At 60.9% G+C, this 24,614-nt stretch carries 22 protein-coding genes; 14 read left to right on the forward strand and 8 right to left on the reverse strand.

All coding sequences use genetic code 11. The annotated features are described in order from the left end of the window. The first annotated feature begins 125 nt into the window (after window positions 1–125). The gene (gene msrB / locus KBW81_RS05160) at window positions 126–584 is read left to right on the forward strand and encodes a peptide-methionine (R)-S-oxide reductase MsrB (RefSeq protein WP_090184366.1); all 459 of its coding nucleotides are present in this window, start codon (window positions 126–128) and stop codon (window positions 582–584) included. A 96-nt stretch (window positions 585–680) separates the two neighbouring features. Next, window positions 681–1,253, forward strand: coding sequence for a hypothetical protein (locus tag KBW81_RS05165; RefSeq protein ID WP_254248567.1), 573 nt, complete (start codon window positions 681–683; stop codon window positions 1,251–1,253). Here KBW81_RS05165 and KBW81_RS05170 read toward each other — a convergent pair. Further along, window positions 1,250–1,888 (reverse strand): J domain-containing protein, encoded by a 639-nt coding sequence (locus KBW81_RS05170; RefSeq protein ID WP_090184359.1) that lies wholly within the window; start codon window positions 1,886–1,888, stop codon window positions 1,250–1,252. The two genes, KBW81_RS05165 and KBW81_RS05170, sit on opposite strands and share 4 nt — an antisense overlap. Before the next feature lie 76 nt (window positions 1,889–1,964). On the opposite strand from KBW81_RS05170, the gene KBW81_RS05175 reads away from it, so the two are divergent. Beyond that, window positions 1,965–2,219, forward strand: a complete 255-nt coding sequence (locus KBW81_RS05175) for a BolA family protein (RefSeq protein ID WP_090184356.1) — start codon at window positions 1,965–1,967, stop codon at window positions 2,217–2,219. Window positions 2,220–2,230: 11 nt separating this feature from the next. Here the strand turns inward: KBW81_RS05175 and KBW81_RS05180 are convergent, their stop codons facing one another. Together KBW81_RS05180 and gatB are read right to left on the reverse strand one after the other, a co-directional pair. Next, entirely contained in the window at window positions 2,231–2,662 is a 432-nt protein-coding gene (locus tag KBW81_RS05180; protein ID WP_254248568.1) for a DUF4177 domain-containing protein, read from the reverse strand. Between the two features lie 5 nt (window positions 2,663–2,667). Beyond that, the gene (gene gatB, locus KBW81_RS05185; RefSeq protein WP_090184351.1) at window positions 2,668–4,185 is read right to left on the reverse strand and encodes an Asp-tRNA(Asn)/Glu-tRNA(Gln) amidotransferase subunit GatB; all 1,518 of its coding nucleotides are present in this window, start codon (window positions 4,183–4,185) and stop codon (window positions 2,668–2,670) included. 114 nt (window positions 4,186–4,299) lie between these two features. Between gatB and KBW81_RS05190 the strand changes: the two genes are divergently transcribed. Both KBW81_RS05190 and KBW81_RS05195 read left to right on the forward strand, forming a co-directional pair. Further along, window positions 4,300–4,860, forward strand: coding sequence for a type 1 glutamine amidotransferase domain-containing protein (locus KBW81_RS05190; protein ID WP_254248569.1), 561 nt, complete (start codon window positions 4,300–4,302; stop codon window positions 4,858–4,860). Window positions 4,861–5,139: 279 nt separating this feature from the next. After that, entirely contained in the window at window positions 5,140–5,802 is a 663-nt protein-coding gene (locus KBW81_RS05195; RefSeq protein WP_254248570.1) for a transglycosylase SLT domain-containing protein, read from the forward strand. Here KBW81_RS05195 and KBW81_RS05200 read toward each other — a convergent pair. Together KBW81_RS05200 and pepN are read right to left on the reverse strand one after the other, a co-directional pair. Further along, complete coding sequence (locus KBW81_RS05200) at window positions 5,765–6,661, reverse strand: lysophospholipid acyltransferase family protein (protein WP_254248571.1); 897 nt, start codon at window positions 6,659–6,661, stop codon at window positions 5,765–5,767. The two genes, KBW81_RS05195 and KBW81_RS05200, sit on opposite strands and share 38 nt — an antisense overlap. Window positions 6,662–6,697: 36 nt before the next feature. Then, window positions 6,698–9,247, reverse strand: a complete 2,550-nt coding sequence (pepN, locus tag KBW81_RS05205) for an aminopeptidase N (RefSeq protein ID WP_254248572.1) — start codon at window positions 9,245–9,247, stop codon at window positions 6,698–6,700. A 104-nt stretch (window positions 9,248–9,351) separates the two neighbouring features. Here pepN and KBW81_RS05210 point away from each other — a divergent pair, with 104 nt between their 5' ends. The 5 genes from KBW81_RS05210 to KBW81_RS05230 all read left to right on the forward strand — a co-directional run bounded on the left by KBW81_RS05210 (window position 9,352) and on the right by KBW81_RS05230 (window position 13,373). Then, the gene (locus KBW81_RS05210) at window positions 9,352–9,579 is read left to right on the forward strand and encodes a hypothetical protein (RefSeq protein WP_254248573.1); all 228 of its coding nucleotides are present in this window, start codon (window positions 9,352–9,354) and stop codon (window positions 9,577–9,579) included. 18 nt (window positions 9,580–9,597) lie between these two features. Next, complete coding sequence (locus KBW81_RS05215; RefSeq protein WP_090184335.1) at window positions 9,598–9,756, forward strand: DUF2256 domain-containing protein; 159 nt, start codon at window positions 9,598–9,600, stop codon at window positions 9,754–9,756. 98 nt (window positions 9,757–9,854) lie between these two features. Next, a complete protein-coding gene (locus tag KBW81_RS05220; RefSeq protein ID WP_254248574.1) occupies window positions 9,855–11,990 on the forward strand; it encodes a malate synthase G in 2,136 nt (711 codons plus the stop codon). Window positions 11,991–12,002: 12 nt separating this feature from the next. Continuing rightward, entirely contained in the window at window positions 12,003–12,428 is a 426-nt protein-coding gene (locus KBW81_RS05225) for a GlcG/HbpS family heme-binding protein (protein WP_254248575.1), read from the forward strand. A 168-nt stretch (window positions 12,429–12,596) separates the two neighbouring features. Beyond that, the gene (locus KBW81_RS05230) at window positions 12,597–13,373 is read left to right on the forward strand and encodes a gamma-glutamyl-gamma-aminobutyrate hydrolase family protein (RefSeq protein WP_090184326.1); all 777 of its coding nucleotides are present in this window, start codon (window positions 12,597–12,599) and stop codon (window positions 13,371–13,373) included. A gap of 120 nt (window positions 13,374–13,493) precedes the next feature. Here KBW81_RS05230 and KBW81_RS05235 read toward each other — a convergent pair whose 3' ends face one another. From KBW81_RS05235 to KBW81_RS05245, 3 genes are all read right to left on the reverse strand, one after another. Next, the gene (locus KBW81_RS05235) at window positions 13,494–20,024 is read right to left on the reverse strand and encodes a Hint domain-containing protein (protein WP_254248576.1); all 6,531 of its coding nucleotides are present in this window, start codon (window positions 20,022–20,024) and stop codon (window positions 13,494–13,496) included. Window positions 20,025–20,226: 202 nt separating this feature from the next. Next, window positions 20,227–20,757: a hypothetical protein gene (locus KBW81_RS05240; RefSeq protein ID WP_254248577.1), complete on the reverse strand. Its 531-nt coding sequence runs from the start codon at window positions 20,755–20,757 to the stop codon at window positions 20,227–20,229. Window positions 20,758–20,868: 111 nt separating this feature from the next. Then, the gene (locus KBW81_RS05245; protein WP_254248578.1) at window positions 20,869–21,435 is read right to left on the reverse strand and encodes an FAD-binding domain-containing protein; all 567 of its coding nucleotides are present in this window, start codon (window positions 21,433–21,435) and stop codon (window positions 20,869–20,871) included. Window positions 21,436–21,647: 212 nt separating this feature from the next. Here KBW81_RS05245 and KBW81_RS05250 point away from each other — a divergent pair, with 212 nt between their 5' ends. From KBW81_RS05250 to KBW81_RS05265, 4 genes are all read left to right on the forward strand, one after another. Continuing rightward, entirely contained in the window at window positions 21,648–22,271 is a 624-nt protein-coding gene (locus KBW81_RS05250; protein ID WP_090184319.1) for an ATP-dependent Clp protease proteolytic subunit, read from the forward strand. 140 nt (window positions 22,272–22,411) lie between these two features. After that, window positions 22,412–23,680 (forward strand): ATP-dependent Clp protease ATP-binding subunit ClpX, encoded by a 1,269-nt coding sequence (gene clpX / locus KBW81_RS05255; protein ID WP_090184315.1) that lies wholly within the window; start codon window positions 22,412–22,414, stop codon window positions 23,678–23,680. 30 nt (window positions 23,681–23,710) lie between these two features. Next, complete coding sequence (locus tag KBW81_RS05260; protein ID WP_254248579.1) at window positions 23,711–24,223, forward strand: hypothetical protein; 513 nt, start codon at window positions 23,711–23,713, stop codon at window positions 24,221–24,223. Between the two features lie 3 nt (window positions 24,224–24,226). Next, on the forward strand, window positions 24,227–24,607 hold the full coding sequence (locus tag KBW81_RS05265) for a RidA family protein (RefSeq protein WP_254248580.1): 381 nt from the start codon (window positions 24,227–24,229) through the stop codon (window positions 24,605–24,607). The last annotated feature ends 7 nt before the right edge of the window (window positions 24,608–24,614 follow it).

A 24,614-nucleotide genomic window follows, 5' to 3' on the forward strand; every position in this document is an offset into this window, starting at 1 on the left:
TCCATCGTGATGCGGCCCTTTTTGCATATCACAACCGATCACATCCGCGTGGGGAGCGCAGAGAAAGGCTAGCGTGATGCAAACTCCTTCGAAACGATGCTGTCAGATCTTTAGGAGGACCGCCCATGAAACGCCGCCATTTCCTTTTGTCCGCCCTTGCCGCGAGTGCAGCCCCGATGGCGCTGCGGGCTGAAGCCTTTGAAGTGACGCGCACGGACGCCGAATGGCGGGCCATGCTGACGCAGACACAATACAATGTCATGCGCCGCGAAAGCACAGAGCCGCCCCGGTCCAGCCCATTGAACGCCAACAAAGCCGAAGGCACCTATCACTGCCGCGGCTGCGATTTACCGCTGTATCCGTCATGGTCGAAATACGAAAGCGGCACCGGCTGGCCAAGCTTTTATTCGCCTCTTCCCAATGCCATAGCGACCAAGGTGGACAACAGGTCGTTCCAGACGCGCAACGAATTGCATTGCCGCCGCTGTGGCAGCCATCTGGGCCATATCTTTGGCGATGGGCCGAAACCTACGGGTCAGCGTCACTGTCTGAACGGCGTTAGCCTTGTGTTTCGCGCCGCCTAAGGTTGAATTTGGAAACGGTGTGTTGGTTATCGCACTCTTAACGCCACCTGCGTTAAATGGTAGCATCACAGGGTGACTTCCCTGACGGACAAAACCATGTTGAGCAGCCTGTTTTCAAACTTTAGCCCAACAGCGGGCGAAAAGCGGCTTTACGCTGCGGCCTTTGCCGTCAGCTTGGCTGGCGGCGTGGTCAGCTTTACGATTGTCTCGCAGATGGGTCATGATCAGGCGATGCTGCGCAGACTAAGCGGCGCGGATTATTGGTTCGTGATTGCTGGCGTGCTGGGCAGCCTGTGCGCGCTGTTTGCGGGCCGGGACTGGCTGGGCCATGGCGGCGCGCTTGGCGTGCTAAAGCTGGTGGCAGGTATCCTTGCGATCACCTTTATGGGCACCATCATCGGCGGCACATTGGCGCTGCCATTTTATGGCACAATGTTCGGCCCGATGATGTTCTGTTTCACGGTGGCGGCGCATCCGGTGCTAGCGCTGATTTGGGTGAACGCCCTTGTCGTCGCACATCTGCTGATGACCGACTGGCGGCGCGAGCGGGACAGCATCTTTGCGCCGCTAAACCGCTCTGTCACTGTGGTAACCGCGCGCCAGCCACAGGCAGGCGCACGGCAGAATTGGCTTAATCCCAAGCGGGACCGCGAAAAGCGGCGCGCTTAGTCCTTTTCGCGGAAGTTGCGGCTGGCCTTGATCTGTTCCCAAGCCCAGACGACTTCGGCTAGCTGTTCTTCTTGGCTGCGATCGCCGCCGTTCATGTCTGGGTGCAGCACCTTGATCAGCGCCTTATAGCACTTGCGGATCTCGGTCTTGGCCATGTGATCCTTGGCGTCCAGAATCTCGACCGCGCGGCGTTCGGTGGGGGGCAGCTTGCGCGTGCCGCCGCCGTTCTTGCCGGGGTTGCGGGTCGCGTTCTCGCCCAGCACTTCATGCGGGTCGGTCACACCCAGACGGGCCCAAGCGCGTTCTTCGACGGACCTTTTGATCGGCTTGGTGGGGCGTTCCCACGTCGCGCGGTCCTTTTCCATCTGCGCCATCAGCTCTGCCTCTGACGTGCCGTCAAAGAAATTCCACTTCAGGTTATATTCGCGCACGTGGTCTTTGCAGAACCACCAGTATTCATCCACGGAGTCCGGTGATTTCGGCGCACGGTACTGCCCGGCCTCGTCGCACCCTTCATGATCGCAGATGCGGGTCGACGTTTCAGACGCACCCGACATACCCCGCCGCCCGCGCGGGTTCTTCTTCTTGCTGTTCGACACTGACATGTCAAAACCGAAGGGGTCTTTTTTATTCATGGGGATCGTCCCTTTCCGACTCGGAGTATGCACTCTAAACCTGTGGTTGGCAGATAGAAGAGGCAGGACAAAAATAATGGCACTTGACGACGAAATTCAGGCCGCGCTGGTGCGCGAATTGTCGCCGGAACACCTTGAGGTGATAAATGAGAGCCATCTTCACGCTGGTCACAGCGGCGACGACGGCTCTGGTGAAAGCCATTGGCAGTTGGTGATAGGCGCATCTGCGCTGGATGGTAAGTCCCGGATCGCCAAGCACCGCGCCATTCACGATGCCTTAGGTAAGGATATCATGGGCCGATTGCACGCGCTGGCGATCACAATTCGCTGATGGGTGGCTGATCAGCCCTTATGGGCTGGATCAGCTGCGCCAACACCCGGCGTCTTATCCGACTTGGGCTCTGCTGCGGTTGTTGCAGAGCCTGCAACCGGCATCGCCGCAGGCGCGGTGACGGCTGGCGCTGCGACCACAGGGGCGGTTGCTGCCTCAGCCCGCTTATCCTCGATCATGGGCGCAGGGGCAGGGGCCGCTTTCGCCTCGGCCTTGGCCCGGCGAAACACCATCATGTTTTGATAGACCGTCGCTTTACCGAGCAAGCCTTCACGCTCTTCGGCGGGCAGGGTTTCAGTGCGCTGGTATTCCCAGCCCAGTGCTGCCTGCGCGTTCAGGGAGTTCGTCAGGGCCAGCGCATAGCGATCCTCTGCTGCGCGCAAGCCCTTCGCCTTTTCGCCGCGCTTAGGGGCGGGGACAACCTTATACTCGTAATGTACCATCGGGATTAAAGCCCCAGCTTTGCAGCGACCAGCGCGTTGACGGCAGCCGGATTGGCCTTGCCGCCGGTGGATTTCATGACTTGGCCGACGAACCAGCCCGCCAATTTTGGGTTCGCCTTGGCCTTTTCGACCTGCGCCGGGTTCGCGGCGATAATCTCGTCTACAGCCGCCTCGATCGCGCCGGTGTCTGTGACCTGCTCTAGCCCGTCGGTTTTCACGATCTCTTCGGGGTCGCGGTCTTGGGTATAGGCGATGTCAAAGACGTCCTTGGCGATCTTGCCGCTGATCGTCTCGGCCTTGATCAAGGCGACGATCTGCGCCAGCCGCGCGGCGGGGATCGGGCTTTCGGTGATGCCTTTGTCGCCGTCCTTTTTCAGGCGGCCGAACAATTCGTTGATGACCCAGTTGGCCGCCAGCTTGCCGTCGCCGCCGCCTTTGGCGACGTCCTCGAAATAGGCAGCGTTAGCAACGTCAGCCGTCAGCACCGATGCGTCATAATCCGAAAGGCCAAAGCTGGCGATAAAGCGGGCCTTTTTGGCGTCCGGCAGTTCGGGCAGGTTGGCGGCAATGTCATCGACCCACGCCTGTTCGATTTCCAGCGGCAGCAGGTCAGGATCGGGGAAGTAGCGGTAATCGTGCGCTTCTTCCTTGGACCGCATGGACCGCGTTTCGTTCTTGTCTGGATCGTACAAACGCGTTTCTTGCACGACTGCGCCGCCATCCTCGATGATGGCGATCTGGCGGCGGGCCTCGACCTCGATCGCGGCTTGGATGAACCGCATAGAGTTCATGTTCTTGATTTCGCAGCGCGTGCCCAGATGGCTAAAGTCTTGCGTGGCCTGATATTTCTCGTAATCGCCGGGACGGCAGATGCTGACGTTCACGTCGGCGCGCAGGTTGCCGTTCTGCATGTTACCATCGCAGGTGCCCAGATAACGCATGATCTGGCGCAGCTTGGCGACAAAAGCAGCCGCCTCTTCTGGTCCGCGAATGTCAGGGCGCGACACGATTTCCATCAGCGCGACGCCGGTGCGGTTCAGGTCCACAAAGGACATCGTCGGGTCCATGTCGTGGATCGACTTGCCGGCATCCTGCTCTAGGTGAATGCGTTCAATCCGCACCAGACGCGCGGTGCCATCGCCCAGTTCAACCAGCACTTCGCCTTCGCCCACGATGGGGTGGTACAGCTGGCTGATCTGATAGCCCTGCGGCAGGTCAGGATAAAAGTAGTTCTTGCGATCAAAGGCAGAGAACAGGTTGATCTCGGCCTTCAGGCCCAAACCGGTGCGCACAGCTTGCGCGACGCAAGCCTCGTTAATCACGGGCAGCATGCCGGGCATGCCGGCATCCACAAAGGCGACGTTGCTGTTTGGCTCGGCCCCGAACAGGGTCGATGCGCCGGAAAACAGCTTGGCCTTCGTGGCGACCTGCGCGTGGACTTCCAGACCGATCACCAGTTCCCAGTCGTGCTTTGCCCCGGCAATGACTTTGGGGGCAGGGGCGGCGTATTCAAGATCGAGCATGGCGGTCCTCATCTGTTGTTGCGTCCTTCTAGGCCAGCCAAAAGGGCGGAACAAGAGGCGGGGGACACCCGTTATGCCCGCAGAACGAAGCGAACCCCTTAAAGGAGAGCAACAATGACTGCGATTACCGAATCCAAGATCCTGATCATGGCCACCGACGGCTTTGAAGAGGTCGAATTGACCACCCCGCTGGAAAAGCTGCGCGAGGCCGGTGCCACCGTCCATGTCGCCACGCTGGACGGCGACAAGATCAAAGGTTGGGACCAAGACCACTGGTCCATCGACGTGCCCGGCGATCTGAAAATCGCTGATGTAAAAGTCGAAGACTACGATGCGATCGTCCTGCCGGGCGGCCAGATTAACCCTGACCTGCTGCGCGTCGAAGACGATGCGATCAACGTCATCAAGGGCTTCGTGAGCCACGGTAAAATCGTCGCTGCCATCTGCCACGCCCCGTGGCTGCTGATCGAGGCAGGCGTGGTCGAAGGGCGCGAGATGACGTCCTTTAAATCCATCCGCACCGACCTGAAAAACGCTGGCGCGACCGTCGTGGACAAAGAGGTTGCGATTTCCAACGGCATCATCACCAGCCGCAACCCGGACGATCTGGACGCCTTTGTCGCCAAGATCATCGAGGAAGTGAAAGAAGGCGATCACAAGCGCAAAGCCGCCTGATCGGACATAGGCAAAGGGGCGCTGGTGTCGGCGCCCCTTTGCTGCATGGGAAGGCGCGGGTTAAAAAACCCTTGCCCCTGATCCCCCGCGCAGGGCAAGTTCGCCGCCATGCGCCTGAAAGCCATCATTCTGGGGGGAGTGATTGCAGTTCTGAGCGCCACATCTGTGGCTGCCGAACTGCCGATCCGTCCCCAATCTCGCCTAGATGCCGCTGCCGCGCGCGCCGAGGCTGAAATAGTGCGGCGCACATCATTTCGCCCTATAGCCAGGCCAGCCCACATGATCCGGTATCCGGTGACTGTCATTCAGGGTGCACCCTCCGTGCGTCCGCAGGCGCGGCCCAACTTTGTGCCGCGCACCAGATGGGGCAAAGGTGCGCAAGCAAACGCTTGGGCGCGGGCCACGATGTCGGCGGTTGCGGCGCAGGGACTCGATTCGGTCGTGCCCCGCGATATCGAAACATGGTGCCCCGCCTATGCCGAAAACAGCCCGACCCTGCGCCGCGCGTTCTGGGTCGGCATGATGTCGGCGCTCTCCAAGCACGAAAGCACTTATAATCCGCAGGCCGTCGGCGGCGGTGGGCTTTGGTATGGGTTGCTGCAGATTTTGCCCGCGACGGCCCGCGGCTATGGCTGCCGGGCGACCACAGGGGCAGGGCTGCAAAACCCGATCGACAACCTGTCCTGCGCCGCCCGCATCATGGGCCGCACGGTCAAACGCGACCGCGCCGTCGCTCTGCACGATGGCCGCTGGCGCGGCGTCGCAGCCGACTGGGGCCCGATGAGCAATCGTGCAAAAGTGGCAGAAATGTCGGCATGGACGCGCAAACAAGACTATTGTGTCGTTCGCGAACGCCAGCGCCCGGTCCTGCGCCCTGCCACCTTAATCGCAGGACGCGAGAGCGCTACAGTTTCAACAATGGGCGACGGGTCATCCGAATAAGGTTTACCGTCGGCGCATCAATCCCGCCAAGCGCCAGCGTTGCCTTTTTCAGCATCTCGATTCCCTCTTCCGACGATTTTGGCAGGGCAGAGGCCTGAATAGGCTCGCCCACCGTCACGCGGTACGGCTGGCGATCCTTGTTCAGCGTTTCGTGAAACAGGGTCACGTCGCGCAGGGTCGGGTGGATCATGTCGAACATGTAAAACAACGCCGAATTACGCGCCTGCACGTTGATCGGGATCACCGGCAGATCAAACTTGCGCGCCAGCATCGCAGCGGACGCCATCCAAGGCCGCTCGTGCAGCTTGAACCCGCGCCGCTTGGCCAACCGGCCAGAGGGGAAGATCACGCCAAGGCGGCCTGCTTCGGTTGCAGTCCGCACATAATCCAGCGTGTTGCGGGTCTTTTCCCGCGTCCGTTTGTCCATGCGCCACTCGACCGGGCAGATCATATCCTCCATCTGTGGCATGACGCGCAGGATGTCGGAGTTTGCGAAAAAGTAGACGTCGGGCCGCGTGCGGGCGATCAGGTGGTGCAAGATGATGCCGTCGGCGATCCCAGTGGGATGGTTCGCCACGACAATCGCCGGCCCGTGCAGCGGCAGGTTCGACAGGCCCGACACTTCAACATGCTTGGCCAGCAATTCGCCCATGTGCCCCATGATCTGGTTGGACGGGGCATCACGCAGACCCTGCGCAATATCGACGGTTTTGTCGTAAGCGAGGGCCAAATGCATCAGCCCGCGCACATAGCGCATCCCGGGCCAGGATTTGTACATCCACGGCGCACGTTCGACGATCAATGGATCAATACGGTCCTTCATACGCACTAAATGCCCCGGCAGCGGTAACGGTTCCATGACATTTACGGTTTTTTCACCGTTTCGCCAAGTCGCCTATGACAAAAGGCGTGTTACCATCTCTGACGTGTCGCGCGACAGGCCCGGCGTGTCCTTGATCCGTGTCAATGCGCTGCGCATTTTTGCACGGCGCGCGTCATCCCAGCGGCGCATGCTGTCAAAGCCCGCGACCATCCGCGCTGTCGTTTGCGGATTGACCGGATCTAGCTTGATCAGCCAGTCGGCAACAAAGTCGTATCCCGCGCCGTCCGCCCGGTGAAAGCCCGCCTGATTCCCCGTGAGCGCCCCAATGACAGAGCGGAAGCGGTTCGGGTTTTTCCACTCGAAGTCAGGATGCTGCGTCAGGCGGGTGGCCACAGCGACTGCGTCCTGCGGTTGCGCAGCGCTGACCTGCACGGCAAACCATTTATTCAGGACCAAGCGGTCATGATGCCACTGATCATAAAACGCCTGCGCGGCGGCGTCGCCAGCGCCATGCGCCAGCAGGATCGACAGGGCAGACAACTGCTGGGTCATATTGTCGGCACTGTCGAACTGCGCCTGCGCGGAGGTGCCTTTGTCAGCCCATGTCAGCAGCGACAGCAGGCTGTTCGACAGCGCGCGCCGCCCGCCTTGATCCGCGTCAGGGGCAAAGGGCGCGTCGATGCGCACGGAGGAGAGGACGGCGGGGATGTCGGTGGCCAGCGCTTCGGCCAGTTGGCGCTGCGCCTTGCGGCGGGTCTGGTGGATTGCATCTGGGTCGGGTGTTTGGCCTTGGCCCGCCAAGGCAATGGCCAAATCCGCCTCTGACGGCATCGCCAGCAGCAGGGCGCGCATCGCTGGATCAAGGGTGCTATCCGTCAGGGCAGCCCGCAAGCCGTTGATATAGCCCGCATCAAGATCACCGCCGTTTGCGATCATATCGAGCAGAACTGCCCGCGCTAAAGATCGGCCCGCGTCCCAGCGGTTGAACGGGTCGGTGTCGTGGGTCAGCAGAAAGGCTTGCTCTGCCTGCGTGACGTGCCGTTCAATGATCACGGGGGCCGAGAAGTCGCGCAGGATCGATGGCACAGGTTTGCTGGCCAGCCCGTCAAAGGTAAAGGTCTGCTGCGCCTCGGTCAGCTCTAGCAAGGTGGTCGCCACCACCTCTGCGCCGGTGTCGTCCAGCAGGCCGACAGCGACGGGAATGTGCAGCGGCAGCTTGTTCGTCTGGCCGGGCGTGTCAGGGGTTTGTTGTGCGATATGAAGGCTGTATGTGCCGTTCTTAAAGTCATCTGTTACCGTCAGGCGCGGTGTGCCTGCCTGCGCATACCAACGTTTGAACTGCGTCAGGTCGCGGCCCGTGGCATCTGTGAACGCGGCCAACCAATCCTCTATCGTGGCGGCCTGGCCATCGTGGCGGGTGAAGTACAAATCCAGCGCGGCGCGGTAGCCATCGTCGCCCACAAGGCGTTTCAGCATCCCCACCAGCTCTGCGCCCTTTTCATAGACGGTGACGGTGTAGAAGTTGTTGATCTCGACAAAACTTTCGGGACGCACGGGATGCGCCAATGGGCCTGCGTCCTCTTGGAACTGGCGGTTGCGCATGACCAGCGCATCCTCGATCCGCTTCACGGCGTGGCCGTGCAAGTCGCCGGTAAAGGACTGATCGCGGAACACGGTCAGCCCCTCTTTCAGACACAGCTGGAACCAGTCGCGGCAGGTGATCCGGTTGCCGGTCCAGTTGTGAAAATACTCGTGGGCGATGATCGCCTCGACCCGCTGAAAGTCGGCGTCGGTTGATGTGCTTTGCTTTGCCAACACCGCGCTAGAGTTGAAAATGTTCAACCCTTTGTTCTCCATCGCGCCCATATTGAAGTCGTCGACGGCCACAATGTTGAAAATGTCCAAGTCATAAGCGCGGCCATAGACCTGTTCATCCCAGACCATCGACCGCTTGAGCGCGCCCATACCAAAGGCGCATTTGTCCAGATCGGCGGCGCGGACCCAGATGTTCAATTCAACGTCGCGGCCTTCCATCGTGGTAAAGCTGTCGTTGTGTGCGACCAGATCGCCCGCCACCAGCGCGAACAAATAGGCCGGTTTCGGCCACGGATCGTGCCATTCCGCCCAGCCTGCGCCAGAGGCGGTGGCGTTTCCGTTGGACAGCAGCACCGGCAGGTCGCTTTCGATGCGCACGGTAAAGACGCCCATCACGTCGGGGCGGTCGGGGTAGTAGGTGATCTTGCGAAAGCCTTCGGCCTCGCATTGGGTGCAATACATGCCGTTCGACATATAGAGCCCTTCGAGGGCTGTGTTTTTCACCGGCGCGATCTCGACCTCTGCCTCCCATATGAACGCACCGTCTGGCACGTCGCAGGTCAGACCTGCGGCGGTCAGATCGGGGGACACGGCCACGCCGTCGATGGCGGCGCTGATCAATGTCAGCTCTTCGCCATGCAGCATAAAGGGTTGGGCAGGCGCATCCGGGTTCGGCGTAAACGCGATGCGCGAGATCACGCGCGTGGCCTCTGGCGCGAGCTTAAATGTCAGATTCACACTTTCCACATGCCAACCGGGCGCCATGTAATTGGATAGAAAAATCGTTTGCGGCGCTGCGGTGTTCATAATGGTGACCTTTTCGGAGGCGGAACTGTCCGCTTTGGCGGGACGTTATGAAGTTGGCAAAGCGGCTGCAACCACTGGCCTTGCGTTAACGAATGGAGATTACGATGTCGGCACCGAATACTGATCTGGATAAGCAGGAAAAGAAACATCGCGGCCCGATGCGCGGCATGGCGGGCGTCGTCGTCTTTGCATTGCTGCTGCTGGTGGGCTTGATGATCTGGACGATCAGCAACGGCACGTCGCCCGAAGGCGCGGACACGCAGATCGACGGCCGCACGGGCGCAGAAGTGCCAGCCGAGCCGCAGGTCGAAACCGCGCCGGCAAGCAACTAAACGGCAAGGACGGCAATCATGGCGCGGATGCGCAAAAAGGCAGATCTGCCGGTTAAGACCTGCGCGGTCTGCGGCAGACCCTTCACTTGGCGCAAATCTTGGGCCAAGGTCTGGGACGAGGTGCGCTATTGCTCTGACAAATGCCGGGCGGCGCGGGGGAAATCCTCGACCGCTTAGCGTAGCGACATGCTAAATTGGTCAGGATTTTTTACCACATCTGGACAGAGCGTCCGCAATCCTCTAGCAAATATGCAAATCGAACGGAGGATCGTGTGATGACTGGACGGATCAATAAAGCTGGGCTGCAAGTCGCGCCGGTACTGGTGGATTTCATCGAAACGCAAGCGCTGCCCGGTACGGGTGTGGACGCCGATGCGTTTTGGACTGGGTTTGCCGATTTGGTGAACACGATGGGCCCGCGCGGCCGCGATCTGCTGGCCCAGCGTGAAGAGCTTCAGGCCAAGATTGATGCCTGGCATGTTGAACACCGCGGCCAGACGTTTGATGCCGCAGCTTACCGCGCCTTCCTGTCAGACATCGGCTATCTGGTGCCCGAAGGCCCCGATTTCGCGATTGAGACAACGTCGGTCGATCCCGAGATCGCCGATCTGCCCGGCCCGCAGTTGGTTGTGCCGATCATGAACGCCCGTTTTGCGCTGAACGCGGCGAACGCCCGCTGGGGCAGCCTGTATGACGCGCTGTATGGCACCGATGCGCTGGGCGATCTGCCACAGGGCAAGGGTTACAATGCAGAGCGCGGTGCCCGCGCGATTGCTTGGGGCCGTGCGCATCTGGATAAGGTCGCGCCGCTGGCCGATGGCTCTTGGGCCGATATCGACAGCCTGAACGTGACCGACGGCATGTTGTCGCCGCAGCTAGAGGATCAGGGCCAGTTCGCAGGCTCGATCGGGCACGGCGATGCGCTGACAGTTTTGTTGCGCGTCAATGGTTTGCTGATCGAAATTGAAGTAGATCCGAAGTCGCAAATCGGTGCGCAGGACAAGGCCGGGATCAGCGATATCCGCTTTGAATCCGCGCTGTCCGCGATCATGGATTGCGAAGATTCCGTCGCCGCCGTCGACGCGGACGATAAGGTGCTGGCCTATGCCAACTGGCTCGGCCTGATGCGCGGCGACCTGACCGAAGAGGTCAGCAAGGGTGACAAGACATTTACCCGCGCCCTGCACGGCGACCGTACCTTTACCACGTCCGAAGGCCATGACCTGACGGTCAAGGGCCGGTCGCTGATGTTGATTCGCAACGTGGGTCACTTGATGACGAACCCCGCCGTTCTGGACAGCGACGGGCGTGAGGTCGGCGAAGGCTTGATGGATGCGATGTTCACCGTGATGATCGCGATGCACGATTTGCAGAAGACCTCTGGCATCCGCAATTCCGTGGCCGGGTCGGTCTATGTGGTGAAGCCCAAGATGCACGGCCCCGAAGAAGTCGCCTTTGCCGACGACATCTTTACCGCTGTCGAACGGGTGCTGAACCTGCCGGAAAACACCGTCAAGCTGGGCATCATGGACGAGGAACGCCGCACATCGGTGAACCTGAAAGAATGTATCCGCGCGGCCAAGCACCGCGTGGCCTTTATCAACACAGGCTTCCTTGACCGGACCGGCGACGAGATTCACACCAGCATCGAAGCGGGCCCGATGATCCCCAAAGGCGAGATGAAGAACGCGCCTTGGATCAAGTCCTACGAGGATCGCAACGTCGATATCGGTCTGGCCTGCGGATTGCAGGGCCGCGCGCAGATCGGCAAAGGCATGTGGGCCATGCCGGACCTGATGGAACGGATGCTGGTCGAAAAGACCAACCACCCGAACGCCGGCGCGAACTGTGCTTGGGTGCCATCGCCGACCGCGGCCACGCTGCATGCCAGCCACTATCACCAGATTGACGTGCTCGCGCGCCAAGAAGAGCTGAAAGCAGGCGGGCCCCGCGGCACGCTGGAAGACTTGCTGACGATCCCCGTTGCCAATGGTCAGAACTGGTCCGAGGACCAGATCACCGCAGAACTGGAAAACAACGCGCAGGGTATTCTGGGCTATGTTGTGCGCTGGGTCGATCAGGGCGTTGGCTGTTCCAAGGTGCCAGACATCCACAACGTCCAGCTGATGGAAGACCGCGCCACCTGCCGGATTTCCGCGCAGGCGCTGGCGAACTGGCTGCTGCACGGTGTGATGACCGAGGGCCGCATGATGGAGGTCATGAAGAAAATGGCCGCTGTCGTGGACGATCAGAACAAGGGCGACGCCGCGTATACGCCAATGGCACCCGCGTTTTCTGGCCCCGCATTCAAGGCCGCTTGCGATCTGGTGTTTGAAGGCCGCACGCAGCCATCTGGCTATACCGAACCCATGCTTCACGACTGGCGTCTTGTCGCCAAAGCTAACGCATAAAAGGAATTGACTATGACACAGATCACCGCCGCACAGGCCCGCACGATTATCGAAGTCGCGATGAAAACCGGCGCAGACAAAGGATTTAAGCCGTTGTCCGTCGTCATTCTGGACGCTGGCGGCCACGTCAAAGCGTTCGAGCGTGCCGATGGCGCTGCACCAGGCCGCTATGGTATCGCGCATGGCAAAGCCTACGGCGCAGTCATGCTGGGCATGCCCGGCAGCGCACAGATGGCCCGCGCCGAGGCGCAGCCGTATTTCATGGCCGCAGTGAACGGCGTGTATGGCGGGCAGGTCGTGCCAGTGCCAGGCGGCGTGTTGGTCAAGGCAGACGGCGTTGTGATCGGCGCTGTTGGCGTGACCGGCGACACCTCTGACAACGACGTCGTGGCCGCTTTGGCTGGGCTAGAGGCCGCTGGCCTGACCGGTGAGGCGTAAACTGCTGCTGAATTAAGCAGGCGCTTACGCTTTGGGCGCATAAAATCGGTATCGGCAGCGTTTTTGCTGCCGGTGCCCTGACGCAGGGGTTGCTGTGCAGACACTGACCTATGCAATCTGGGGGCAAGCGGCTAGGTAAGCCGTGTATTCCTTACAGGAGCCTACATCTTGTCCCGTCCCGTTATTGGTATCATTGGCAACTCTCACCTGATCAACGACAGCTATTTGGTCCAGGCGGCAGGTGATATGAACATGCAAGCCGTGCGCGAGGTTTGCGATGCGCTGCCGCTGATTGTGCCTGCTGACCCCGACATGGTTGATATTAACGATCTGCTATGTGCCTGCGATGGTTTCATCTTTCCGGGCGGGCGGCCCAATGTGCATCCCGAAGAGTACGGCGAAGACGCAACCCCAGCCCATGGTGATTTCGACAGAGGCCGCGACCGCGTAGCCCTGCCGCTGATCCGCGCTTGCGTCGCGGCGGCTGTGCCGATCCTTGGCATCTGCCGGGGCTTTCAGGAAATCAACGTCGCCTTTGGCGGTTCTTTGTATCCCGAAATTCGCGATCTGCCGGGGCGGGATAATCACCGCATGCCGCCTGACGGAACGATCGAGGAAAAGTTTGCCATGCGTCACACCATCACCTTTACCGATGGCGGCGTGTTTCACCGCCTGATGGGCAAGCGCGAGGTGATGACAAATTCGCTGCACGGGCAGGGGATCAAGGTCGCGGGACCCCGTGTCGTGATCGATGGCACCGCCCCTGATTCGACACCAGAGGCGATCCATATTGCCGACGCGCCCGGCTTTGCGCTGGGCGTGCAGTGGCATCCCGAATATCAGGCTGGCCTTGATATGGTGTCGCGTCCCCTGTTCGAGGCGTTCGGCCAAGCCGCTGCCGCGCATGCCGCTGGCAAGCGCGCGCCAATGCGCAAATCCGCCTGATTCCAAACGCTTACTTGGCTACAGAATCCAAACGCCCGGTGTGCTGGCAGGCACACCGGGCGGGATACGCGCCGCACCGTCATCAAGCAGACTGACGGGGCGCACATTTGCCTGCGGGCGTTACACCCGCAGCAGCTCTGCCTCGTGCCGTTTCAGGCAGCGCCGGGCAGTATCGCCATACTGTGTCACGTCAGAGCGTAATTGCGGGAAAATTGCAAACAGCTCTTCACGGGCGGCGTCATGGATGGCGTCCATGCCCAGCGATCCAGGGTGGAAGCTTTCGGTGGCCGCACCCTCTGCAAAGACGATTTCGTGCTGGTCAAACATCATGTGAATATAGGTGACCTCGTGGCCCTCGTCGCGGGTGACGGCCAAGTTGTCCACCAGATGCTTGGCGGGGACCAAGACTTCGGTTTCGCCAAACAGCAGCTCTGCGCGGTAGCCTTGGAACAGCATCCGGTGTTGAGGCGACACGATCAAGTCACGCTCTTGCCCGATGATGACACCGGGGCGGATGCGCACGGGGGCAAAGCGGCCCTGCGCAGACACGGTGCGCGACTGGATCCAGCGGATCGGCTGAAGCCCGTGGTCGCGGGTCATCACCAGATCACCAACCTGCAGGGTCGCGATATCGCGCGCGCCCATTGGGGTGGCGATCAGCGTGCCGGGGGTGAAGCAGATGATGTTTTCGATATTGTCGAAGGTCAGCAGGCTGCCGTCGTCAAGCTGCACTGTGCCAGATGTTTTCGCCTCGTTCGAATAGATCAGCGTGGACAGATCCGCGCCCGTACCCAGCTGCAACGTATCGCCCACGGTGCCGTTCGCGCCGCCGTCGATATAGATGTTAGCCGGATCGCCGTCGGGATCGGTGGTCAGGACAAAGGTGTCGTCGCCCCCCGTGCTGGCAGCGGGTTCGTCACCGTAAGCGACGTCGCCGCGGCCAAAGGTGACCGTGTCATTGCCAGCGCCGCCATAGATGGTGTCAGCACCCGAGCCGCCGTCGATGATGTCATCATCGTCGCCGCCATACAGCGTATCGTCGCCCGCGCCGCCAGCCAGCACGTCGTGACCAACCTCGCCATACAGCGTGTCATTGCCAGCGCCGCCGTCCAGCGTGTCATTGCCGTTGCCGCCATAGACTTCGTCGTCGCCATTGCCTGCGATGACAGTGTCATTGCCGTCGCCTGCGATGATCAGGTCGTCGTTGCCGGTGTCGCCGGACAGGATGGCGTCGTTGGCGTCAACGCGGTCACCGTCGGTGTCGCCGATATAGGTGTTGTCGATCAGGTCGTCGCCAGCGGTGCCGGTGACGGTGCCGTCGGACATCGGGATGCCAATAGCGTTCAGGTAGAACGGGTTGGCGGCGTCAGTGGGGGACACGCCTGACAGCAGGACGGTTTCGCCGTTCGGAAAGCTTAGCAGCGCATTGCCATTGCCGTCATCGCTGACGACGACGTCGTTGACATTGACCGGATCACCGCCTGCGTCGTGCAGGTCGCTGACATCCAACTGGTCGCGGCCTGTGAAACTGCCGTCAGGGTTGGTGATCGGTGCTTCGAACGCCGAGACGATATCGTTGCCGCTGCCGTCTTGCAGGACGACGGTGTCGATCGCGCCATCATCAAGGCCCAGATCAAGCGTGTCGTTGCCTGCGCCCGCGTTAATACGGTCCGCGCCAGCGCCGCTTAGGATCGTGTCGTCGCCGGTGCTGCCGGTGATGGTGTCCGCACCGCTGCCGGTGATGACGGTTTCAATTTCGCTAAAGGTCGCGGAGTTTACGCCGTCGGTCAGGGTGCCAGCCTCTGGGCCGGACAGGGTGACGGTCAGGTTTTCGGTCAGCGCGCTGGCATCCAGCACGTCGCCTGACGTCTCGCCCGCTTCGCCGCCGGTGACGGTGTCGTTGCCGAAACCGCCGAACAGTTTGAACACGTCGTCGCCCGCGCCAAGGTCGACAACGTCGTCGCCTTCGCCGCCAAAGACCGTGTCGTTGCCAGAGCCGAGGAAGAAGTTCTCGATCTGATCGAAGGTGACGATGTTATTGTTGTCGGGATCGGCATCCGCAAAGCTGGCGGTATCGGTCAGCGTGCCCCGCTCTGGTCCGGACAGGTCAAGGACCAGATCAGCCGTGACAGCGCTGGCGTCCAGCACGTCGCCGGTGACTTCGCCGTCTTCGCCGCCGTAGATGAAGTCATCGCTCCACCCGTCGGCCACGACAAAGGTGTCATCGCCCGATCCGCCAAAGATGTCATCCCAGCCGCCGCCGCCGACAAAGGTGTCGTTCGAACCTGCGCCGCCAAGATCGTAAATCTTATCGTAGCCGTCGCCGCCATAAACGGTGCTGCCGGTGGTCGATCCATTGGCGGTTTCGATGGTGTCGTCGCCGTCGCCGCCATACAGCTCGTCGCCTTCGGTGTAGACCTCGTTATCCAGGACAGAGCCGCCCCCGATGAAGTCGTCGCCCGCGCCGCCATAGATCGTGTCGGTGCCTGCGTCGCCGGATACGGTGTCGTTGCCGTCGCCTGCATAGACAGTGTCATTGCCCGCGCCTGCGACGATCAGGTCGTCATTGCCTGCGGTATCTGGCAGAATCGCGTCGTTGTTATCGACTGTATCGCCGTCGCCATCTGTATAGCCTGCGCCGATAATATCGTCGCCAGCGGTGCCGCTTACTGTACCATCTGGCATCGGGATCCCCATCGCGTTCAAAAAGAATTCGTTACTTGCATCTGCGGGGCTGATGCCTTGCAGGGTCAGGCTTTCGCCGTTTGGAAAGCTAAGGACCGCATTCCCTGCGCCGTCGTCGCTGATGATGACGTCGCGCGTGTTGACCGGATCGCCGCCTGCATCAAACAGGGCGGTGACGTCGAGTTGGTCGTGGCCGACAAAGCCGCCAAACCCGTCAGAGGTCGGCGCTTCGAAGCCGGACACAAGGTCGTCGCCAAAGCCGTCCTGCAGGATCAGCGTATCGACGGCGTTGTCGCCAGCGCCCACGTCGATGGTGTCGTTGCCAGCGCCTGCGTTGATGACGTCTGCGCCTGCGCCGCTGGCGATGGTTTGATCGCCCGCGCCTGCGGTGATGGTGTCATCGCCGCTGCCGGTCGCAATACGTTCGATCTGGGTGAATTTCGTGGTGCCATCGGCGTTGTTCAGAACGCCTGCCTCGGTCCCGGTGAAGGTCACGGTGGTATTCGCGGTCAGGCCCGATCCATCCAGCAGATCGCCTGCGGACTCGCCGGTTTCGCCGCCGGTGACTTCGTCATCGCCCGTGCTGATGACAAAGCTGTCGTCGCCCGCGCCGCCATACAGCACGTCATTGCCGCTGCCGCCGTTCAGGGTGTCATTGCCGGCCTCGCCGTAAATTGTATCGTTGCCCGCGCCGCCCGACAGGGTGTCGTTCCCGGTGCCGCCATAGACGCGGTCATTCCCTTCGCCAGCCAGCACCGAGTCGTTGCCTGCGCCAGCCTCGATCAGGTCGTCGTTGGCTGCATCGCCTGCAAGGATCGCATCGTTGCCATCCACGCGGTCGCCGTCGCGGTCTGTGTAGCCGGGGGCGATGACGTCATCGCCAGCGGTGCCGCTGACAGTGCCGTCGGACATGGGGATACCGATAGCGGTCAAGAACTGCTCGTTCGCGGCAACCGTTGGGGACACGCCTTGCAGCACGACTGCTTCGCCATTGGGGAAGGTCAGGACCGCGTTGCCGTTGCCGTCATCGCTGACGATAACGTCGCGGGTGTTGACCGGATCGCCGATGGCGTCGTGCAGGTTGGTGACGTCCAGCTTGTCGATCGACGTGTAGGTGCCGTCTGGATTGGCGACGACGGTATCCATCGCAGTGATGGTGTCGCGGCCAGAGCCGTCGCGCAGCACCAGCACGTCGGCTGCGCCGTCGTTGCCAAGGCTGATCGTGTCATTGCCTGCGCCGCCCTCGACCCGGTCAGCGCCGGTGCCCGCGGTGATCGTGTCGTTGCCGCTGCCGCCGATGATGCTGTCGTTGCCCGCGCCGGTGTCGACGTTGATGCCGGTGGTGGCCGCGCTGGCGTTCACTGTGTCGGCGTTGGCGGTCGTCACCACACGCTCGATCTGGGAAAAGGTCGCGGTGGCGCCCGTGGTGCCAAAGGTGGCGGTGCCAGCCTCTGCCCCGGTGTAGGTGACATTGACGCCACTGGTAGCGGTTGCGTTGGTCAGGTTCAGCGTGTCGATATCGCCGTTGCCGACGTCTTCGCCGCCGATGACGATGTTCTGGTTGTGATCGTCGGCCACGTTAAACACGTCGCTGCCGGTGCCGCCGTCCAGTGTGTCAGAGCCTGCGCCCCCGGACAGCGTGTCATCGCCAGCGCCGCCCAGCAGCGTGTCGTTGCCCGCGTCGCCGAACAGGACGTCGCTTTCAACGCCGCCTTCGATGTAATCATTGCCCGCGCCGCCGAACAACGTATCGGTGCCAACGCCGCCATACAGGCTGTCGTTGCCTTCACCGCCGTAGAGCGTGTCGTTGCCGTCGTCGCCGTTCATCACGTCGTTGCCGATGCCGCCGGACAGGGTATCGTTGCCCGCGCCGCCCAGCAGGGAGTCGTCGCCTGCGTCGCCGTTCAGGATATCGTTGCCCGCACCGCCGTCGAGGTAATCGTTACCTTCGCCGCCATAAAGCGTGTCATTGCCGTCGCCGCCAAACAGGCGGTCTGTGCCATCATCGCCGAACAGCGTATCGTTGCCCGGATCGCCGTTCAGCACATCGTTACCAAGGCCGCCGGACAGGGTGTCATTGCCAGCGCCGCCAAACAACGTGTCGTCGCCTGCGTCGCCGCTGAGGCTGTCTTCGCCAAGGCCGCCGTCTAGGTAATCATTGCCAAGGCCGCCGAACAAGATGTCCTCTGCGTCGCCGCCATACAGGCTGTCGGTGCCGTCACCGCCATAAAGCGTGTCGTTGCCCGCATCGCCGTTCAGCACATCATTGCCAAGACCGCCCGTCAGTGTGTCCGCGCCGTTGCCACCGTTCAGTGTGTCGTTGCCAGCGCCGCCATCAAGCGCGTCGTTGCCTTCACCGCCGTTCAGGGTGTCGTTGCCGTTGCCGCCATACAGAAAATCGTTGCCGTCAGCGCCGTTCAGGATGTCGTTGCCATCGTCGCCATAAAGCGTGTCGACGCCCAAGCCGCCAGAGATGCTGTCATTGCCGCCGCCGCCAAAGATCAGGTCGTCGCCGGTGCCGCCGTCGATGGTATCGTCGCCCGCCGTCGGCACGATCGAGGTGTAGCGCATGTCGCTGATCCACAGCGCTTGCCCAACAGTGCCGGCGTTGGAATAGACGATCTGAATGCTGGCAACGGGGCCTGCAATCGTGACGCCAACTGCGCCATCCGCTGTATTTGCGCTGTCGCTGGTGGACCCTGCGGTGATCGTGCTGCCAGACACCGTATCGTTGCCGTAGGGGGTAAATGTGACCGGGACAGCGTTGCCGTTGGCGTCAAAGGCCAGCACGGTTACAACGTCTTGCCAGCCGCCTGTGTCGATGTCGTTGATCACAAACTGCACGTTCGACACAGAGTCGGACACACCACTGGCGGGGTCTGCGGAAAAGTCGATTGTGGCCGTCACGTTGGGACCAGCGTCGCCCGTCAGATACAGCGAAGAGTTGGTGGCAAGGCCGGTCGTGCCTGCATAAGTTGTCGTGCTTGATGTCTCGATCGCGGTATTACCGCCGTCGTTCTGAAACGAGACAGAGACGTGAATATTGCCGGTGTCCTGCGTAAAGCCGTTCAGCACATTGGTGCCGGCCGCGCCTTGGCCAATCCAGCTCAGCGTTTCTGTCGTGGCGGTCGCCGTGGCGACATCGTCGCCATAGATTGCATCGTTGCCGTCGCCACCTAAAATGCTGTCGTTGCCTGCCTCGCCGTAGATGGTGTCGTCACCCGCGCCGCCGTCGATCGTGTCGTTACTGTCGCCACCATATATCCTGTCGTTGCCAGCGCCAGCGCTGATGCTGTCACGCCCTGAACCGCCATAGATGGTGTCCGCTCCGCTGCCGGCCGTGATCGTATCGCCGCCCGCGCCGCCGTAGCCTATGTTGTTGCCTTCACCCAAGGCAATCGTGTCGGTGCCAGAGCCGCCGTAGACAGTGTCGTTGCCCGCACCGGCATCAATGTTGTCATTGCCCATACGGCCATAGAGCACGTCGTTTCCGTCGCCGCCGCTGATCGAATCGTTCCCTGCGCCTCCATAGATCGTGTCGTTACCAGAGCCGCCAAAAATAGTGTCATTTCCAGTGCCGCCGTAGACAAAATCATTGCCATTGCCGGCAGAAATCGTGTCGTTCCCTGCGCCGCCATAAATGACGTCTGCGCCCGTCGTGCCGTTCAGTGCGGTATCATTGCCGCTGGTGCCGGAATAAACTCCGACGTCGGGCGCGGTGACGACCGTGACCGCGGCTAGGTTCGTCGGAAACGGGGTGTTTGGCGCGAATTGCACATTGCCGTTGGTATCGACGTAATAGGTTCCGGATACCGTCACGAGTGTATTGCTGGTTGTGGTGCGGTACTGGACCGTACCGGTCCCCAAGGTCTGCGCGATGGTGAAGTTGCTGTATGCTGTTGCCCCGTCGCCGTTGTTCAGGCGGCTATCGGTTCCAATATTTAAAACAACACCATCAGTCATCATCGTCACAATCATATTAGGGCGGAGGCCCTAAGACGGGGGCATTCGCTCGTTTCTGATCAGTAGCAATAACGGGATGGGGCGGCGGCAATTCGCCGTTCAAGTGGCCTTAGCAAGGCAGGCGGGGCCATTTTAAGGCAAACCGGTCGGATTAAGGCGCAAATAGGGCGGGGTTTGGCAAAAAGCCGCAGATTTGCCGCAAATTTTAGGATATATTTTCGGTTTTTGCCTGGGCCAAAATATCCGGTAAAACGCGTTTGAATTTAAAGAAACCGGCCGTGGCGCTGGGCCATGTCAGTTGATCAATCGGGCGCATTTGCTGGGATAGGGCGATGCCCTGCGCGGCGAGCGCCTCTTTTAATCCGGCCAGCATATCTGCCGCTGGCCCAGTGGGGACGTGGTGCATAATCACCTGTTCCAGCTGTGCGGCGCTGGCCCAATCCACCACCGTTTGCGCGTCTGTGCAGGCGGTAACGGGTCCCAAACGCCCCGCCAGCCGTGTGGTGCAATCGGTAATCGCGGCGCGGCTAAACTGCGTGACCCGGTCAGACACCAGCAGATGAGAGCGCGCGGCGCTGGCCTGCAAAGTGGCGGTTGTGGCCGGCAAAAGGCCGCGATCCAGCAGGGCATCAGGATATAGGGTTTCGTCTGTCAGCAACAGGCCGCTGCGGCGCGAGGGGTCAAACGGATCGCTCACGGGGCAGGGGCGCGGGGCAGGCAAGGGCGGGCCGTCCAAGGCCGGCGCGACCTATGCTAGGTCGCGCGGATTGAACCGACCATCGGTGTAGCGCGCAATATTTTCAGCCGTCGCCACATAGGTTTTGCCCTGCGTATGCAGCCCGCCAACCTAGCGCCACGACAATGTGTTGGACGCGGCGTCGCCGTCCAGCAGATGCCGTAAAAACAAATCTGCCCCCAGCGTCCACGGTAGCCCCAGCGTGAAAATCCAGATCGAGGCGAACCACATGCGCGCGTGATTATGCAAATATCCCGTCTGCGCCAGCTCTGCCGCCCAATGGTCGAAACAGGCGATGCCGGTCTGCCCGGTGCAGGCCTGCTCCCACCGCTGGCGCAGGCCGCTTTGGGTTTGCACATCGTTCCACGCGGCCTGTCGTTCGGCCTTGTAGGCGGTCCAAATACCGGGGCGCAGTTCCAGCCAGCCTTTGAAATAAAGCCGCCAAGCGACTTCTGTGACAAATTTTTCCGGCAAATCCGGGCCGTGATGACGCACTGCGGCCGCGATCACCTCTGTCTCGGTCAGCAGACCGTGGCGCAGCCAAGGCGACAAGCTGCTGACGTTCGTGTGGCCGCCAGTGTCGAAATTGCGCGTGCGTGCGTAATCCCCTGCGGCGCGGGGTGCGAAATCGTCAAACCGGGCAAGCCCTGCGGCGCGTGATGGGGTGAATTGGGGCATGATTTCAAAGTTGGAGCGCGGCTGCGCCCGCGCCACTGCGACAGATTGGCGAGGGCATTTTTTGTGTGGAATACCGGGTTTGGTAAACGAAGCGTTTACTCGCGTATGCGAAGACAAAGCCAACCGCCCTTGAAGCCCTGCGCAGGGGTGCATAGACTTAGGCGAACACGCACGGACGCGCCAACTAGACGTCCAGAACCAGAGGCATTGCTATGCAAGATCCCGTCGAAACCTACATGAACCTTGTGCCGATGGTGGTCGAACAGACCTCTCGCGGGGAACGTGCCTATGATATTTTCAGCCGTCTGCTGAAAGAACGCATCATTTTCGTGAACGGCCCCGTCCATGATGGCATGAGCCAGCTGGTCGTCGCCCAGTTGCTGCACCTTGAATCGGAAAACCCGAAGAAAGAAATCAGCATGTACATCAACTCTCCGGGCGGGTCCGTCGTCGCCGGGATGAGCATTTATGACACCATGCAGTACATCCGCCCCAAGGTGTCGACTCTGGTTTGCGGTCTTGCCGCATCCATGGGGTCGGTCATCGCTATCGGCGGCGAAAAGGGCATGCGGTTTTCCCTGCCCAACGCTGAATTTCTGGTGCACCAGCCATCCGGCGGCGCACAAGGCACGGCAGAGGATATCCTGATCCGCGCCCGCAACATCGAAGCCACGCGCGAGCGGATGTATAAACTCTATGTTAAGCATTCGGGCCAGTCGCTGGCCAAAGTGCAAAAGGCGCTGGACCGCGATAAGTGGATGACCCCCGAAGAGGCGCTGGAGTGGGGCCATATCGACGAAATCGTCACCAAGCGCGACACAGGCGAGGACGAATAAACCCGTCCTGACCGCGCCGCGCGCCAGATCGCATACACCCTGATGCGTTTTTGGCGTTGTGGCCACATCGGCGCTGTCCTAGTCTGCATGACCAAGGACAGCGCGACACCAAAACGGCCTTTGGCCAAAGGACACGAGTAATGGCAAGCACCACCGGCAGCGACAGCAAAAACACGCTATACTGCAGCTTTTGCGGCAAAAGCCAGCATGAGGTGCGCAAACTGATCGCGGGCCCCACCGTGTTCATCTGCGACGAATGCGTCGAACTTTGCATGGATATTATCCGCGAAGAAACAAAATCCGCGACTTTGAAATCCGGTGAAGGCGTGCCGACACCGCGCGACATCTGCAACGTGCTGGACGATTACGTCATCGGCCAGATGCATGCAAAACGCGTGTTGTCCGTCGCCGTCCACAACCACTATAAGCGGTTGAATAACAGCGATAAATCAGACATCGAACTGGCGAAATCCAACATCATGCTGATCGGCCCCACGGGCTGCGGCAAGACGCTGTTGGCACAGACGCTGGCGCGGATTCTGGACGTGCCGTTCACGATGGCCGACGCGACCACCCTGACCGAAGCCGGTTACGTGGGCGAAGACGTCGAAAACATCATCCTCAAGCTGTTGCAGGCGTCTGAATACAACGTGGAACGCGCGCAGCGCGGAATCGTGTATATCGACGAGGTCGATAAGATCACCCGCAAGTCCGACAACCCGTCCATCACCCGCGACGTGTCGGGCGAAGGCGTGCAGCAGGCCTTGCTGAAAATCATGGAAGGCACCGTCGCTTCTGTGCCGCCGCAGGGCGGGCGCAAGCATCCGCAGCAGGAATTCCTGCAGGTCGACACGACGAACATTCTGTTCATCTGTGGCGGCGCGTTTGCCGGTCTGGACAAGATCATTGCCCAGCGTAGCAAGGGGTCCGGCATGGGCTTTGGGGCCAATGTCAAAGGCCCGGACGAGCGCGGCGTCGGCGAGATTTTCACCGAACTGGAGCCAGAAGACCTGCTGAAGTTCGGCCTGATTCCGGAATTCGTTGGCCGCCTGCCGGTCATCGCAACCTTGACCGATCTGGACGAAGACGCGCTGATCACCATCCTGACCGCGCCGAAAAACGCGCTGGTCAAGCAGTACCAGCGCCTGTTCGACATCGAGAATACCAAGCTGACCTTTACCGATGATGCGCTGAAAGCGATCGCAAAACGGGCGATCGAACGCAAAACCGGTGCCCGCGGTCTGCGGTCCATCATGGAAGACATCCTGCTGGACACGATGTTCGACCTGCCGGGTATGGACACGGTGACCGAAGTCGTCGTGAACGAGGAAGCCGTCGGTCCCGACGCCAGCCCGCTGATGATTCACGACGACGGCAAGAAGAAAGAGAAAGAAACCGCCAGCGCGTAAGCGATGCTGGGGTTTTCGAAACGGACATGGGTGGCCCTCGCAGTAGCGGGGGCCATTTTGATGTTTACGTACCAGTTGTTCTTTGGTGCCTTCGTTTTGGTAGCATGGGCGTGGTCCACAATATCAATGACCTGGGAAAATCCACGTTTCGCGAGCCGCTTTTTCGCCGAACTCTTGCCGGATGCACCGGTTGTCGCGTCGATGGTAAATGGTGATGGATTCTTTGCTGGCTACGGTTGCATGTATGCCATCGTGCGGCTGGGACCAAACGCGCCTGCGACGCCACCGGAGCGGCGTGAGCCTCCCTTGGATTGGTACTACGTCTGGGACCGGGGCTGGCACCCGACACCGGCGGCGCCTGACGACCGTGTTCTCTCGATCATATCGAATTGTGCTGATGAATGGCCCGACGGACTTGCAGCGGAATTGAGGGCGGGGCTGCTGACGGATGGCAATTATTACGCCAGTGATCGGTTCCCCGAAAATCTGTCAATCTATGCACCAACTGTCGGCCTAGCCGCCTACATCAGATACGGAGACTGACTTATGACCGTCACCCACATCATCACTGGATCCCCGTTCGAGGAAAAGATCGGCTATTCCCGCGCTGTCGTCGCGGATGGCTGGGTCTTCGTCGCGGGCACGACGGGCTATGACTACGCCAGCATGACGATGCCGATTGATGTGACGGACCAGTGCCGCAATGCGCTGGCTACCATCGCCGATGCGCTAGGGCAGGCGGGGGCGTCGCTGGATGACGTGGTGCGCGTGAATTATATCCTGCCAGACGGGGACGACTGGGAGCCATGCTGGCCGATCGTCTCGGATGCCTTTGCCCGCGCGCGCCCGGCGGCGACGATGATCCGGGCGGGCTTGCAGACGCCCGAAATGAAGATCGAAATAGAGGTCACAGCGCGCTTGCCATAAGCGGTGC

It is taken from the genome of Loktanella salsilacus, from assembly GCF_024206795.1.
GTDB classification, from domain to species: Bacteria; Pseudomonadota; Alphaproteobacteria; order Rhodobacterales; family Rhodobacteraceae; genus Loktanella; species Loktanella salsilacus.

Bases quoted from the DNA above. Each gene is read 5' to 3' on its own strand.
- KBW81_RS05235 (WP_254248576.1), bottom strand. From the start codon at position 20,024: ATGATGACTGATGGTGTTGTTTTAAATATTGGAACCGATAGCCGCCTG.
- KBW81_RS05225 (WP_254248575.1), top strand. From the start codon at position 12,003: ATGACACAGATCACCGCCGCACAGGCCCGCACGATTATCGAAGTCGCG.
- KBW81_RS05215 (WP_090184335.1), top strand. From the start codon at position 9,598: ATGGCGCGGATGCGCAAAAAGGCAGATCTGCCGGTTAAGACCTGCGCG.
- KBW81_RS05250 (WP_090184319.1), top strand. From the start codon at position 21,648: ATGCAAGATCCCGTCGAAACCTACATGAACCTTGTGCCGATGGTGGTC.
- KBW81_RS05170 (WP_090184359.1), bottom strand. From the start codon at position 1,888: ATGAATAAAAAAGACCCCTTCGGTTTTGACATGTCAGTGTCGAACAGC.
- gatB (WP_090184351.1), bottom strand. From the start codon at position 4,185: ATGCTCGATCTTGAATACGCCGCCCCTGCCCCCAAAGTCATTGCCGGG.
- msrB (WP_090184366.1), top strand. From the start codon at position 126: ATGAAACGCCGCCATTTCCTTTTGTCCGCCCTTGCCGCGAGTGCAGCC.
- KBW81_RS05200 (WP_254248571.1), bottom strand. From the start codon at position 6,661: ATGGAACCGTTACCGCTGCCGGGGCATTTAGTGCGTATGAAGGACCGT.
- KBW81_RS05165 (WP_254248567.1), top strand. From the start codon at position 681: ATGTTGAGCAGCCTGTTTTCAAACTTTAGCCCAACAGCGGGCGAAAAG.
- KBW81_RS05210 (WP_254248573.1), top strand. From the start codon at position 9,352: ATGTCGGCACCGAATACTGATCTGGATAAGCAGGAAAAGAAACATCGC.
- KBW81_RS05245 (WP_254248578.1), bottom strand. From the start codon at position 21,435: ATGCCCCAATTCACCCCATCACGCGCCGCAGGGCTTGCCCGGTTTGAC.
- KBW81_RS05175 (WP_090184356.1), top strand. From the start codon at position 1,965: ATGGCACTTGACGACGAAATTCAGGCCGCGCTGGTGCGCGAATTGTCG.
- KBW81_RS05190 (WP_254248569.1), top strand. From the start codon at position 4,300: ATGACTGCGATTACCGAATCCAAGATCCTGATCATGGCCACCGACGGC.
- KBW81_RS05220 (WP_254248574.1), top strand. From the start codon at position 9,855: ATGACTGGACGGATCAATAAAGCTGGGCTGCAAGTCGCGCCGGTACTG.
- KBW81_RS05180 (WP_254248568.1), bottom strand. From the start codon at position 2,662: ATGGTACATTACGAGTATAAGGTTGTCCCCGCCCCTAAGCGCGGCGAA.
- KBW81_RS05195 (WP_254248570.1), top strand. From the start codon at position 5,140: ATGATCCGGTATCCGGTGACTGTCATTCAGGGTGCACCCTCCGTGCGT.
- KBW81_RS05265 (WP_254248580.1), top strand. From the start codon at position 24,227: ATGACCGTCACCCACATCATCACTGGATCCCCGTTCGAGGAAAAGATC.
- clpX (WP_090184315.1), top strand. From the start codon at position 22,412: ATGGCAAGCACCACCGGCAGCGACAGCAAAAACACGCTATACTGCAGC.
- pepN (WP_254248572.1), bottom strand. From the start codon at position 9,247: ATGAACACCGCAGCGCCGCAAACGATTTTTCTATCCAATTACATGGCG.